Here is a 13,121-nt window from a genome sequence, read left to right on the forward strand (position 1 = left end):
CGCTTATTCTTGAGGTGATTCACCATGACGACCGAACGAAGCGGAGCCGATATCCTCGTCCAGGCCCTGACGGACCTCGGCGTGGAGGTCGTGTTCGGCTATCCGGGCGGCGCGGTACTCCCCATTTACGACGCCATCTTCAAGCAGGCGAAGATCCGCCACATCCTCGTCCGTCAGGAAGGCGGCGCGGCGCATGCGGCGGAGGGTTATGCCCGCTCGACCGGCAAGCCGGGCGTCGTGCTCGTCACGTCCGGCCCAGGCGCCACCAACGTCGTCACCGGCCTCGCCGACGCGCTGATGGATTCGATCCCGCTGGTCGTGATCACCGGCCAGGTGCCGACCCAGCTGATCGGCACCGACGCCTTCCAGGAGGCGGACACGGTCGGCATCACGCGCCACTGCACCAAGCACAACTACCTGGTGAAGGATCCGGCGAGCCTCGGCGCGATCGTCCACGAGGCCTTCCATATCGCGACCTCGGGCCGCCCCGGCCCGGTCGTCATCGATCTGCCCAAGGATGTCCAGATTGCAGCGGCGACTTATCGCAAGCCCGAAGGCCCGCTCCAGCACAAGACCTATCGCCCGCAGGTGAAGGCCGAGGCGGCGGCGATCGAGGCGGCGGTCGAGATGCTGGCGGCCGCCGAGCGGCCGATCCTCTACACCGGCGGCGGCATCATCAACGCCGGCCCCTACGCCTCGACGCTGCTGCGCGAGTTGCAGGCGCTGACCGGCGCGCCCGTCACCTCGACGCTGATGGGTCTCGGCGCCTTCCCGGCGAGCGACGATGCCTGGCTCGGCATGCTCGGCATGCACGGCACCTACGAAGCGAACATGGCGATGAACAAGGCGGACCTGATCCTCTGCCTCGGCGCCCGCTTCGACGATCGCGTGACCGGGCGGCTGGATGCCTTCTCGCCCGAGAGCCGCAAGATCCACGTCGACATCGATCGTTCCTCGATCAACAAGAATGTCCGCGTCGACCTGCCCGTCGTCGCCGACGTCGGATCGGCGCTGGCGGACATGCTGGCGGTGTGGAAGGCGCGCGGGCATGAGAAGGCCGATCTCGGCGAATGGTGGCGGCGCATCGAGGGCTGGCGCGCGCGCCAGAGCCTCGCCTTCCCGGCCTCCGATCACGAGATCATGCCGCAGAAGGCAATCCAGCGCATCTGGGAGATGACGAAGGACAAGGACCCGATCGTCACGACGGAAGTCGGCCAGCACCAGATGTGGGCGGCCCAGCATTTCCATTTCCAGGACCCGAACCGCTGGCTGACCTCGGGCGGACTCGGCACGATGGGCTATGGGCTCCCGGCAGCGATCGGCGCGCAGGTCGGCAATCCTGATCGGCTGGTGATCGGCCTGTCGGGCGACGCCTCGGTGTTGATGAACATCCAGGAGATGTCCACCGCTGCGCAATACCGGCTGCCGATCAAGATCTTCATCCTCAACAACATGTACATGGGGATGGTCCGCCAGTGGCAGGAGCTGATCTATGCCTCCCGCTATTCAGAGAGTTACAGCGAGGCTTTGCCGGACTTCGTGAAGCTTGCGGAGAGCTTCGGCTGGACCGGCCTGCGCATCGAGCAGCCGGGCGATCTGGATGGCGGCATCGAGGCGATGCTGAGCGCGCCCGGCCCGGTGATGGTCGATTGCCGCGTCGCGCAACTCGCCAACTGCTTCCCGATGATCCCGTCGGGCGCCGCGCATACAGACATGATCCTCCACGCCGAGGAAGTGGTGGGCGAAGCCACGGATGAGGCGAAGGCGCTCGTCTGATGCCGAAGATGCGCCTCATCGTGCACGTCGCGGAGCCGTTCGATTTCGGGCGGCTCAATGGCGGCACCCCCGATCTGACCGGCTGGACCGCGCAGGCGACGCCGGCCTATTCGGACTGGGTGGTCCATCTCGACCGCCCCGCCCAGATCGGCGAGGACGAGTTCGACAAGATCAAGATTTCCTCCCGCTACGCAGGAGAAACCGTCTCCAAGGTACTGGACGGGTTCGGCTTTACCGCCGTGAACATCCAATATCCCCGCAAGGAGGAAGGCGGCCGCCTCTACTGGCATTTCGCGATGGTCGGCAACGTCCTGCTCGCCCCCGAGAAAGAATAATCGCCATGCACATCAAGGAACAGGCCGCCGAGCGGCATACCCTGTCGATCGTCGTCGACAACGAGGCGGGCATCCTCGCGCGGATCGCCGGGATGTTCACGGCGCGCGGCTACAACATCGCCTCGCTGACGGTGGCGGATATCACCGAGGATCATGGTGTCAGCCGGATCACCATCGTCACCTACGGCGTGCCCGAGATGATCGACCAGATCATCGCCCAACTCGACCGGCTGGTGCCGGTGCATCGCGTGACCGACCTCAGCGATCTCGGCCCGCATATCGAGCGCGAGATGGCGCTGGTGAAGGTGGCCGGCACCGGCGATCACCGCATCGAGGCGCTGCGCCTCGCCGAAGTCTATCGCGCGCGCGTGGTGGACAGCACGATTGCGAGCTTCGTCTTCGAAGTTACGGGAAATCCAGAGAAAATCGACAAATTCTGCGAGCTGATGCGGGAGGTCGGCTTGGTCGAAGTCGCCCGCACCGGCGTCGCTGCAATGGCTCGCGGACGAGAGGCCGCCTGAACCCACACCATCGGCCGCCACGCGGCCCATCCCGTCCGAAAGGGGACTTTGAATGCGCGTTTATTATGATGCCGATGCCGATGCCGGGCTGATCAAGCAGAAGAAGGTCGCGATCGTCGGCTATGGTTCGCAGGGCCACGCCCATGCGCAGAACCTGCGCGACAGCGGCGTCGGCGAGGTGGTGATCGCGCTGCGTGCCGGCTCGGCGACCGCGAAGAAGGCCGAAGGCGCCGGCTTCAAGGTGATGTCCACCGCCGAGGCGTCCGCCTGGGCCGACATCATCATGATCCTCGCGCCCGACGAGCATCAGGCGCAGATCTATGCCGACGACATCGCGCCGAACATCCGCGACGGCGCCACCATCGCCTTCGCGCACGGCCTCAACGTCCATTTCGGCCTGATCGAGCCCAAGTCGACCATCGACGTGATCATGGTCGCGCCCAAGGGCCCGGGCCACACCGTCCGCTCCGAATATGTGCGCGGCGGCGGCGTGCCCTGCCTGATCGCGATCCACCAGGACGCATCGGGCAACGCGCAGGACGTGGCGCTGTCCTACGCCTCGGCGATCGGCGGCGGTCGCTCGGGCGTCATCGAGACCAACTTCCGGGAGGAGTGCGAAACCGATCTGTTCGGCGAGCAGGCGGTGCTCTGCGGCGGCCTGACCCACCTGATCCAGGCGGGCTTCGAGACGCTGACCGAGGCCGGCTACGCCCCGGAAATGGCCTATTTCGAGTGCCTTCACGAGGTGAAGCTGATCGTCGATCTTATGTATGAGGGCGGCATCGCCAACATGCGCTATTCGATCTCGAACACCGCCGAATATGGCGACATCACCACCGGCCCGCGCATCATCACCGCAGAGACCAAGGCCGAGATGAAGCGCGTCCTCGCCGACATCCAGGGCGGCCGGTTCGTGAAGAATTTCGTCCTCGACAACCGCGCCGGCCAGCCGGAGCTGAAGGCTGCCCGCAAGCAGGCCGCCGCCCACCCGATCGAGCAGACCGGCGCCAAACTGCGGGCGATGATGCCGTGGATCGGCGCCGGCAAGCTGGTCGACAAGGACAAGAACTGAGGGACTTGAAGCCTCCTCCCTGGAAGGGAGGGGGCTTTTCACTTTTCTATTTGATCGAACAATCCGGCCAAGATTGTCATGCTAGGCGGATCATAGCGCCTCGCTAAAAGGCTAACCTCCATTCCCGGAGGCTTCCCTTGATGCGCGCTTTCCTTTCTGCCCTCACCGTTCTCGCCACGCTGCCCGCCGCCGCGCAGGCCCCCGCCCTCCCCGGCGCGCCCGAGACCGCGCGCGTCACCGCCGGCACGTACAAGGTCGAGCCGTACCACACGCAGGTCGGCTTTGCGGTCGATCACTTCGGCTTCTCGATCTTCCGCGGCGCGTTCACCGGCGCCTCCGGAACGCTCACGATCGACCCCGCCAACCCGACCAAGTCCCAGCTTTCCGTGAGCGTGCCGATCGCTTCGGTGCAGACGAGCAACCCCAAGCTCAACGAGGAACTGGTTTCGGCCGACTGGTTCGACGCCGCGAAATTCCCTGACGCGACCTTCGTCTCGACCGCAATCACGGTCGGGCCGAACAACACCGCGCTGGTCGACGGCAACCTCACCATCCATGGCGTGACGAAGCCCGAGCGGATGCAGGTGCATTTCCACGGCGCCGGCATCAACCCGATGGACAAGGTGCTCACCACCGGTTTCGACGCGCGAATTGGCTTCAATCGCAGCGATTTCGGCGTGACCAAGTACGTGCCGGTCGTCTCCGATCATGTCGAGCTCACGATCGCCGCCGCCTTCGAAAAGCAGTGATCCACCCGGCGATTTGACAGGAACGGGCCGGCGCGCGAGCGTGCGGCCCGTTCTCGTTTCCGGAGCCGACCGATGCGCTTTTTCGCCCTCGCCGCCCTGCTCGCCCTCGCGCCCGCCGCCGCGCAGGCGCCGATGCATCTCCCCACCACCCCGCCCGGCAAGCCCGATCCCGCCGCCGTCACCGCCGGCACCTACGCGATCGAACCCGGCCACACGCAGGTCATGTTCGCGCTCGATCATCTCGGTTTCTCGATCTTCCGGGGTTTCCTCTCGAACGCCTCTGGCACGCTGAAGCTCGATCCCCGAAATCTCGGCGCGACCAAGCTTGAGGTCACGATCCCGATCGATTCGATCTACACGTCGAGCAGGGAACTGAACGACGAACTGATCGGCCCGAAATTCTTCGACGTGCAGCATTGGCCCAATGCCACCTTCGCCTCGACCAGCGTGCTGCTCGGGCCGGACGGCAAGGTGCTGCTCAACGGCAACCTCACACTCCACGGGCAGACGCATCCGGTGCAGATGACGGTGAAGCTCCACGGCGCCGGCAAGAGCCTGATGGGCAAGGGCCAGTCGATCGGCTTCGACGCGCGCACCGCGATCAACCGCAGCGAATATGGCATCGGCGGGGGCGTGCCACTGGTCTCCGATCAAGTGCAGATTACGATCGCGGCGGCATTCGAGCAGCAATGATGCGCTGAACCGCGCCCCCGGCGCACGAAATTACTGGACATTTACCAAGGCCTGCCACAAAGGCTCCGTCATGTCCGCGGCGATCCGCCTTCCCCTGCTTCGACTTACGCGCCCCTGAGGCGTGTCGTTTCCGCGCGGGTACCGAACTTGCGCCGCGCCTGAGGGGACAGATCGCAGCCCGCCGAGACAGCCGGGCCTTACCGACGATTTGAGCGCCCAAGCCGATGGCGCACCGGAGTGGCAGACATGACCGATACCATCCTGATCTTCGACACCACGCTGCGAGACGGCGAGCAGTCCCCCGGCTGCTCGATGAACCTGGAAGAGAAACTGAAGGTCGCCGCCCAGCTCGAGGCGATGGGCGTCGACATCATCGAGGCGGGCTTCGCCATCGCCTCCGAGGGCGATTTCGAGGCGGTGAGCGAGGTCGCCAAGCAGGCCGACAAGGCGGTGATCGCCAGCCTCGCCCGTGCCGCGATCGGCGACATCGATCGCGCGTGGGAGGCGGTGAAGCACGCTCGCCGTCCCCGTATCCACACCTTCATCGCCACCTCGCCGCTGCACATGCGGGTCAAGTTGAACAAGACGCCCGAGGAGGTGATCGAGGCGATCGAGCGCACCGTCGGCCATGCCCGCAACCTTTGCGAGGATGTGGAATGGTCGGGCGAGGACGCCACCCGCTCCGATCCCGATTTCCTCGCCCGCGCGATCGAGACGGCGATCAAGTGCGGTGCGCGCACGATCAACCTGCCGGATACTGTCGGCTACGCCACGCCCGAAACCTACGGCGCAATGTTCAAGGACATGATCGGCCGAGTGCCCAACGCCGACAAGGCCGTGTTCTCGACCCATTGCCACAACGATCTGGGCCTCGCCGTCGCCAACACCCTGGCTGCGGTGATGGGCGGCGCACGGCAGGTCGAATCGACGATCAACGGCATCGGCGAGCGGGCGGGCAACGCCTCGGTCGAGGAGATCGCGATGGCGATCAAGGTGCGCGGCGACGTGATGCCGTTCCGCACCAACGTCGTCTCCACCGAGATCATGAAGTCGAGCCGGCTGGTGCAGGCCGTCACCGGCTTCCAGGTGCAGCCCAACAAGGCGATCGTCGGCGCCAACGCCTTCGCGCACGAAAGCGGCATCCACCAGGACGGGATGCTGAAGGATAGCTCTACCTACGAGATCATGACGCCCGAGAGCGTCGGCGTCTCGACCTCCAATCTGGTGATGGGCAAGCATTCGGGCCGCGCCGCCTTCCGCTCGAAGCTCGAGGCACTGGGCTACGAACTGGGCGATAACGCCTTCCAGGATGCGTTCGTGCGCTTCAAGGCGCTGGCCGACGCCAAGAAGGCGGTGTTCGACGAGGATATCGTCGCGCTGGTCGACGACGAAGTGCTGCGCGGGCATGACGCCATCCAGGTCAAGGATGTCGAGATCCACTGCGGCACCGGCCCGGCCCGCGCCATTCTGACGCTGGAGATCGACGGCGTCGAGAAGACGGCGGCGACGCGCGGCAACGGCCCGGTCGATGCCCTGTTCAACGCGATCCGCACGATCGTGCCGCACGAGGCATCGATGATGGACCGCTATGAGGTGCACGCCGTCACCGGCGGCACCGATGCGCAGGCCGAGGTGTCGGTGGTGCTTTCGGAGAACGGCCGCACTACGCGCGGCACGGGCGCGCATCACGACACGATGGTGGCGAGCGTTCGCGCTTATACGAACGCGCTCAATAAGATGCTGGTCAAACGCGGCAAGCGCGCGCCGGACGCGATGGCGGGATAAGGCGAGGTCTCCGGCTTGCATGAGAGCATAATCGCTACGGGACGGTGGAGGGGCATCTCTCCGCCGTACTCGTCATACCGCGCCCGAGACCGGATGAGTTGATTTCGAACGGGTGGTTCGGAAGGTGCGGTAAGGCCCTCGCAATCGACACGGCGAAATTCTCCCGCGCGCTGCATGTGAGGCGGGTTACAATTGCTGGATAGTGTCGGCGAATTCGTCACGCTGCACATCAGGTATCTTCGTTTCGTCAAGTTACGCCGTTAGGTCGCGAGGCGATTAGGGCGCTTTTCGTTTTTACGGGATAGCGATCAGATGAGCGACATCGGTCCCATCGTCGGCATTCGGATCAACGGCGACTGCCTCACGATCACCGCCCTGGATATGGGCGGCGTTGCCGGGCGGCGCAGGTTGAGGCAGCCGGAAAGTCCGTCAGACGCAGATCCGCCAGGATACCTTTTTAATTCATGGCCAAAATTGTCAGGTCGCTCCGGCGCGGATAGGTCCTTGTCCTGCCCTCGCCTGCATCTGCCAAGCGATCGTTGTACAAGCCCAAGGGATCGGAGCCTTACCTGTACAGATTGAAATGGTCGCGGCCCGGGACGGTGAGAACATTTTCTTCCGACGGAAATCCCGCCGTGTCCCGTTCAACCCATATCCGATGGCCACCACGGCGTCGGAAATGTAGCGTTGGAGAAGGACTTTATGAAGAAACTCCTGATTTTCGTCCTCGCCGCTGGAGCGGCGGTGACCACCATTTCGCCGGCCGACGCCCGTGGCGGCTGTGGCGTGGGATTTCATCGTGGGCCATATGGCGGATGCCGCCCGAATCTCGGCCCCGGCCCGGTCGTCGTAGGTCCGAGAGCGCCAGTCATCGGCGTCTATTATGGTGGCCGCGGCTATTGGGATGGCAGCCGTTATTGGGGCCATCGCTATCGCTGGCATGGCGGCTGGCGCTACCGCTAAACGCAGGGCGTCTGCCCCCTTTCCTAAGCAGGAGGGCGCGATGCAGCTGATTTGCTGCGTCGCGCCGCTCCGGCCGCTGCGTTTATGGACTCGACATCATGCGTTTCGTTCGATCTTGGCTTACCCTCGTGACCTTGCCATTGGCCTTTGCCGCCGGCGGCCAACCGGCTCCGCCGTCAGCGACCGGCGGAATGTCGCTCGATCAGTTCCTGTCACGCCAGACCAGCCGGATCATGGCGGCCGACACCGATGGCGACGGCAAGGTCAGTCGCGCGGAGATGGCGGCGGCGGCAAGGAACGGGCACGATCCCTCGCGCCGCTTCGATGCTATGGATGCCAACCATGACGGCATGCTCGACGCCAGCGAGATCCGGGCCGCCCTCACCCGGCGCTTCCACCGGCTTGATCGCAATGGCGACGGTGTGCTCACGCCCGATGAACGGGAGACTGGCCGCATGCGGGAAAAAGAGGCCAACTCCGCCAGTCCAGTGGTAAGCCCGCAGCCCTGAAAGAATGATCCGCCGCGATGATCACGGGAGCCGCATTGCTTGAGCGCGGACGATCCGGATGCCGGACTGGTCGCGCGCATCGGCCGGGGCGACGAGGTTGCGACGCGGATGTTCGTCGGCGCCAAGCTGCCCCGGATACTGGCGCTCGCGCGGCGAATGCTGGGCGATGCGGCGGAGGCCGAAGACGTCGCGCAGGAAACCTTCCTAAGGGCCTGGAAGCAGGCCGCACGCTGGCAGCCGGGTGCGGCGCGCTTCGATACCTGGTTGCATACGGTCACGCTCAATCTGTGCCGGGACAGGCTGCGCCGACGGCAAGAGACAGTGATGCCGGAATTGCCCGAGGTCGTCGATCCCCAACCACCGGCCGATGCGATGGTCGACGAGGCAGCGCAGGCCGGTGCCGTTCAGAGGGCGATCGACGCGCTTCCCGAACGCCAGCGCGAAGCCTTATTGCTCGTCCACTATCAGGACCTTACCAACATCGCCGCGGCAGACGCGATGGAGATCAGCGTCGAGGCGCTGGAAAGCCTCCTTTCGCGCGGCCGCCGGTCGCTGCGCGCCACCTTTGCCGCACGGGACACGCGTGATGACTGAAACCCTGACCGAAGCCCGCTTCATCGAACTCGCCGATGCCTATGGTGCCGTCGTCGCACGCTGGCCCGAGGCGGTGCGCGCCGATGCGATGGCGATGGCGACACGGCCCGCTATGCAGGCGGTGCTCGTCGAGGCCGAGCGCCTCGATACGCGGCTCGATCTGTGGACGGTGGAGGCCCCGTCAGCGGCGTTACGCGACCGTGTCATTTCCTCGCACCGTACGCCGCTGTCCCGCCGGGCACGCCTGTGGTGGTCGGGCATCGGCATCGCGACGGCGCTGGCTGGCGCGGTGGCCGGATCGGTCGCGGCGTCGGCTGCCCTTCCTTCGGATCATGCCGTGTCGGACGACGCCACAGCGTTCGGCGATCTCTCGCAGCAGGATAGCTGAATGTCGCCCCGCACTCTCAAGATCATCTGCGCGGTTTCGATCCTGCTCAACGTCTTCCTGCTCGGCGCGGCGATCGGCGGCGCGGCATGGGTCAAGGCGCGCCATCCGATGATCGGGGTCGGCTCGATCCGCGTCGCCGGCAGCGAGCTGCCAAAGGACGAACGCCGCGCTTTCCGTCAAGCGCTCCGCGAAGCCCGCCTCGAGATGCGACCAACCGCTATGGCCGGGCGGCAGGCGCGCGAGGAGGCTGCCGCGCTGCTCAGCGCGCCGACGCTCGATCAGGCAAAGCTCGCCGACGCGCTGGCCCGCATCCGTGCTGCCGACATCGCGATCCGGGCTCACGTCGAGGAGCGCGCCATCGCTTACGCAGCGACGCTCCCACCCGAAGAGCGCGCCAAGCTCGCTGAAGGGATAGAAATGCGGCGTGCCCGTGCGGCGACTATGGCGACGGAAACGCAGCCCTAGTCCGTTCAACCGATATCCGCCCTTTCGGAAGGCAGCGTCTGCCATGTCCATTACCGGCCTTTCCCCCGCCGCGATCGCGCTCAATCGCTTCGGGCTCGGCGCGAAGCCGTCCGAAGCGCCGCCCACCGACGCTAGACGTTGGCTGACCGCGCAGTTCGATCGCTTCGATGCTCGCCCCGCCGTTTTCGTGGCGCTGCCCGATGCCGGCGCGATGGTGAAATCCTATCGAGAGCAGCAGCAAGCGATGCGGCAAGCGGCGCGCTTGGCGCCTACCGCCGATACCGTTCCCACCAAACCCGCGAAGACCGCCGAGCAGATGGCCGTGCGGCAGGATTTCGCGCAGGACGTGCAGGCGCTCTACCGCCAGGCGGTGCAGGCCCGCACCCAGAGCGCGCTCGAGACGCAGGCGCCCTTCATCGAACGGATGGTCCATTTCTGGTCCAACCATTTCTGCGTCTCGGCAGACAATCCGCAAACCAGCGCCTTCGTCGGCGCGTTCGAGCGCGATGCGATCCGCCCGCACGTGCTCGGCCGCTTCGAGGACATGCTGCTCGCCGTCGAGCAGCATCCCGCGATGCTGATCTATCTCAACCAGATCCAGTCGATCGGCCCCGACAGCCTCGCAGCGCGGCGCGCCGCCGCGCGCAGTCCCGGCAAGGTACGCGGCCTCAACGAGAATCTCGGGCGCGAGGTCATGGAGCTGCACACGCTGGGTGTGCGATCGGGATATACGCAGGCCGACGTCACGGAATTCGCCCGCGCGCTGACCGGCTGGAGCGTCGGCGCGCAGGGGCCGCAGGATGATGGCAATGCGGACGATTTCGCCTTTCGCCCCAACCTTCACGAACCCGGCCCGCGCACGATCCTTGGCAAGACTTACGATCAGGCCGGCGTGGAGCAGGCGCGGGCGGTGCTGATCGATTTCGCCCGGTCGCCCGCAACCGCCACCCATGTCGCGACGAAGCTCGCACGCCATTTCGCGGGTGACATGCCGCCGCCCGCGTTGGTCGCGCGGTTGACGGCCACCTTCACGAAGAGCCGAGGCGATCTCCCGTCTCTCTATCGCACATTGATCGAAAGCGCTGAGGGGTGGGCGCCCACTCCCCTCAAGTTCAAGACGCCGTGGGAATGGACGGTCTCCGCGCTACGCGGCCTCGGCCGCGAGCAGGTCGGCCAGCTCCAGATGGCGGGTGTTCAGAGCCAGCTCGGCCAGCCATTGTGGAAGCCGGGTTCGCCAGCCGGGTGGGACGACACGGCCGCGAGCTGGGCGGCGCCCGATGCGCTCCTCCGCCGCGTCGAGTTCGCGCAGCGGCTGGTCGCGCCGATCGGCGATACGATCGATGCGCGCGTGCTCGGGCCCAAGCTCATCCCGGCATCGTTCAGCCCCGCGACCGCCGAGCAGGTCAGCCGCGCGGAAAGCCCTGGCAGCGCGCTCGCCCTGCTGCTCATCTCGCCCGATTTCCTCCGGAGGTGAACGTCGTGATCGATCGCCGCTCTTTCCTGTCCTTCTCCGCCGTCGGCGCGGGCTCGCTGCTGGTCGCCCCACGCATGGCGCTGGCCACCGTGCCCACCGATGGACGTTTTGTGTTCATAATCCAGCGCGGGGCCGCCGACGGGCTCAACATCGTCATCCCCTATGCAGACCCCACTTACGCCAATCTCCGCGGCGGACTCGCGATCGATCCGGCGAAAGCGACGAAATTGGACGGCAGCTTCGCGTTGCATCCCTCGCTGGTCGAGATCGCGAAGATGTACGGTCAGCGTCAGGCCCTGTTCGTCCACGCGGTAGCCTCCCCCTATCGCGATCGCTCCCACTTCGACGGCCAGAACGTGCTCGAGACCGGTGGCACGCAACCCTATGAGATCAAGGACGGCTGGCTGAACCGGCTGGTGGCGATGATGCCCAAATCCAGGGACGAGGCGATCGCGCTCGCCCCGACCGTGCCGATGGCGCTGCGCGGGCCGGCGCAGGTTACCTCCTACGCGCCGTCCGCCTTGCCTACGCCCTCCGACGATCTGATGCTGCGGGTCGGCCAGCTCTATGCCGCCGATCCGCAACTCCATCCGCTCTGGTCTTCGGCGCTGGAGGCTCGGGGTCTCGCGGAAGGGAGCGCAACCCGGCAGGATCCCGCCAGCCTCGGCAAGCTCACCGCGAGCTTCCTGACCAAGCCCGACGGCCCGCGCATCGCGATGCTGGAAACCGGCGGGTGGGACACCCACACGGGCCAGGACGGCCGTCTCTCCGCGCAACTCAGAGCGCTCGACACGCTGCTCGCGTCATTGCGCGATGGTCTCGGCCCGGTCTGGACGCGCACGACGGTGCTGATCGCCACCGAGTTCGGGCGCACCGCCGCCGCCAACGGGACGGGCGGGACCGATCACGGCACCGGATCGGCCGCGATGCTGGTCGGCGGCGCGGTCCGGGGCGGGCGCGTCGTTTCGGACTGGCCGGGCCTTGCCCCCTCAAAGCTCTACGAAGGGCGGGATCTCAAGCCCACCGCGAGCATGGACAGTCTCATCGCCGGCGCCGCGGGTCAAAGCCTCGGTATCGATCCCGATCATGTCGCTCGAAGGCTGTTCGGCGGTGCAAGCTCGATGGGCGATTTAATTGTCGTTTGAGGGTGGAAATGCCGGCAGGTTACCGGAATCCTGGCTGCACCAATGAATGACGACAAATGGGCGCATTCCTGAAGGACTGCTGCCCCGGCTCTGGTCGGCCTGTCAGCTCGTGACCGATCAGTGTCGTTCGTCGAAGCGCGGGAAGATCTCCGCTTCCACCTGAAACGGACGTTCGCTTTAATTGGGCAGCAGAGCGCCCGTACCGGGCGGTCGTAGCCCTAAAAAGTTCGATACCGTATCAAGGGCGTATGCTCCACCGGTGCCGTCAGGCGGAGCCGTGCCGATCGACATAACGATTGACGAGGATTGATGAAATCTGTCCCCGCTCTTCCTTCAGCGTCAGCGTCCAACGCACATCGTCCGCCGCACCGTCGAGCAGCGAATATTGGTGGATTAGGCATTTTTCGATGCCTTGCCTGTTTCGCGGTTGCCGGCAGGTGGCGCCATCGGCGATCAGCGTCGCGCGGGCGGTTAAGATGGGTGTTCCCGGCGGCAACGCGGCGAGGATGCTTCGCTGGGCCAGCCCAGTGCCATTATCCTGATGATGATAGCTTTCCAGCTGCTGCCAATCGGGCAGCGGCGGCAGGGCCGTCGCGGGACCGGCGGCTGCGGCCGCGAGGCCCGCGCCGATGATCCAGACTCGCTTTTTCAT

General features: G+C 65.8%; 15 protein-coding genes. 14 read left to right on the top strand and 1 reads right to left on the bottom strand.

Going from position 1 to position 13,121, the window contains the following annotated elements; all coding sequences use genetic code 11:
- Positions 1-24: 24 nt before the first annotated feature.
- From HZF05_RS20710 to HZF05_RS20775, 14 genes are all read left to right on the top strand, one after another.
- Positions 25-1,776 carry an acetolactate synthase 3 large subunit gene (locus HZF05_RS20710; protein ID WP_160364353.1) on the top strand — a complete coding sequence of 584 codons (1,752 nt, stop codon included), beginning with the start codon at positions 25-27 and terminating at the stop codon, positions 1,774-1,776.
- Positions 1,776-2,111 (top strand): hypothetical protein, encoded by a 336-nt coding sequence (locus tag HZF05_RS20715; RefSeq protein ID WP_160364354.1) that lies wholly within the window; start codon positions 1,776-1,778, stop codon positions 2,109-2,111. The genes HZF05_RS20710 and HZF05_RS20715 overlap by 1 nt, the downstream gene beginning before the upstream one ends.
- Positions 2,112-2,116: 5 nt before the next feature.
- Positions 2,117-2,632 carry an acetolactate synthase small subunit gene (gene ilvN, locus HZF05_RS20720; protein ID WP_022692608.1) on the top strand — a complete coding sequence of 172 codons (516 nt, stop codon included), beginning with the start codon at positions 2,117-2,119 and terminating at the stop codon, positions 2,630-2,632.
- 52 nt (positions 2,633-2,684) lie between these two features.
- On the top strand, positions 2,685-3,704 hold the full coding sequence (ilvC, locus tag HZF05_RS20725; protein ID WP_160364355.1) for a ketol-acid reductoisomerase: 1,020 nt from the start codon (positions 2,685-2,687) through the stop codon (positions 3,702-3,704).
- 140 nt (positions 3,705-3,844) lie between these two features.
- Positions 3,845-4,453, top strand: coding sequence for a YceI family protein (locus HZF05_RS20730; RefSeq protein ID WP_181638930.1), 609 nt, complete (start codon positions 3,845-3,847; stop codon positions 4,451-4,453).
- Between the two features lie 72 nt (positions 4,454-4,525).
- Positions 4,526-5,146 carry a YceI family protein gene (locus tag HZF05_RS20735; protein ID WP_160364357.1) on the top strand — a complete coding sequence of 207 codons (621 nt, stop codon included), beginning with the start codon at positions 4,526-4,528 and terminating at the stop codon, positions 5,144-5,146.
- 246 nt (positions 5,147-5,392) lie between these two features.
- A complete protein-coding gene (locus tag HZF05_RS20740; protein ID WP_160364358.1) occupies positions 5,393-6,931 on the top strand; it encodes a 2-isopropylmalate synthase in 1,539 nt (512 codons plus the stop codon).
- Between the two features lie 702 nt (positions 6,932-7,633).
- Entirely contained in the window at positions 7,634-7,894 is a 261-nt protein-coding gene (locus tag HZF05_RS20745; RefSeq protein WP_160364359.1) for a GCG_CRPN prefix-to-repeats domain-containing protein, read from the top strand.
- Positions 7,895-8,085: 191 nt separating this feature from the next.
- The gene (locus HZF05_RS20750; protein ID WP_246332110.1) at positions 8,086-8,403 is read left to right on the top strand and encodes an EF-hand domain-containing protein; all 318 of its coding nucleotides are present in this window, start codon (positions 8,086-8,088) and stop codon (positions 8,401-8,403) included.
- 39 nt (positions 8,404-8,442) lie between these two features.
- Positions 8,443-8,997 carry an RNA polymerase sigma factor gene (locus HZF05_RS20755; protein ID WP_160364361.1) on the top strand — a complete coding sequence of 185 codons (555 nt, stop codon included), beginning with the start codon at positions 8,443-8,445 and terminating at the stop codon, positions 8,995-8,997.
- Positions 8,990-9,385 (top strand): hypothetical protein, encoded by a 396-nt coding sequence (locus HZF05_RS20760; protein ID WP_160364362.1) that lies wholly within the window; start codon positions 8,990-8,992, stop codon positions 9,383-9,385. Before HZF05_RS20755 ends, HZF05_RS20760 begins: the two co-directional genes overlap by 8 nt.
- On the top strand, positions 9,386-9,850 hold the full coding sequence (locus HZF05_RS20765) for a periplasmic heavy metal sensor (RefSeq protein ID WP_160364363.1): 465 nt from the start codon (positions 9,386-9,388) through the stop codon (positions 9,848-9,850).
- Positions 9,851-9,893: 43 nt separating this feature from the next.
- Complete coding sequence (locus HZF05_RS20770; RefSeq protein WP_160364364.1) at positions 9,894-11,324, top strand: DUF1800 domain-containing protein; 1,431 nt, start codon at positions 9,894-9,896, stop codon at positions 11,322-11,324.
- A 5-nt stretch (positions 11,325-11,329) separates the two neighbouring features.
- Positions 11,330-12,469, top strand: a complete 1,140-nt coding sequence (locus tag HZF05_RS20775; protein WP_160364365.1) for a DUF1501 domain-containing protein — start codon at positions 11,330-11,332, stop codon at positions 12,467-12,469.
- Positions 12,470-12,734: 265 nt separating this feature from the next.
- On the opposite strand, the gene HZF05_RS20780 is transcribed toward HZF05_RS20775, so the two are convergent.
- Positions 12,735-13,121: a hypothetical protein gene (locus tag HZF05_RS20780; protein ID WP_160364366.1), complete on the bottom strand. Its 387-nt coding sequence runs from the start codon at positions 13,119-13,121 to the stop codon at positions 12,735-12,737.

The sequence above is a fragment of the Sphingomonas chungangi genome, from assembly GCF_013778325.1.
GTDB classification, from domain to species: domain Bacteria; phylum Pseudomonadota; class Alphaproteobacteria; order Sphingomonadales; family Sphingomonadaceae; genus Solisphingomonas; species Solisphingomonas chungangi.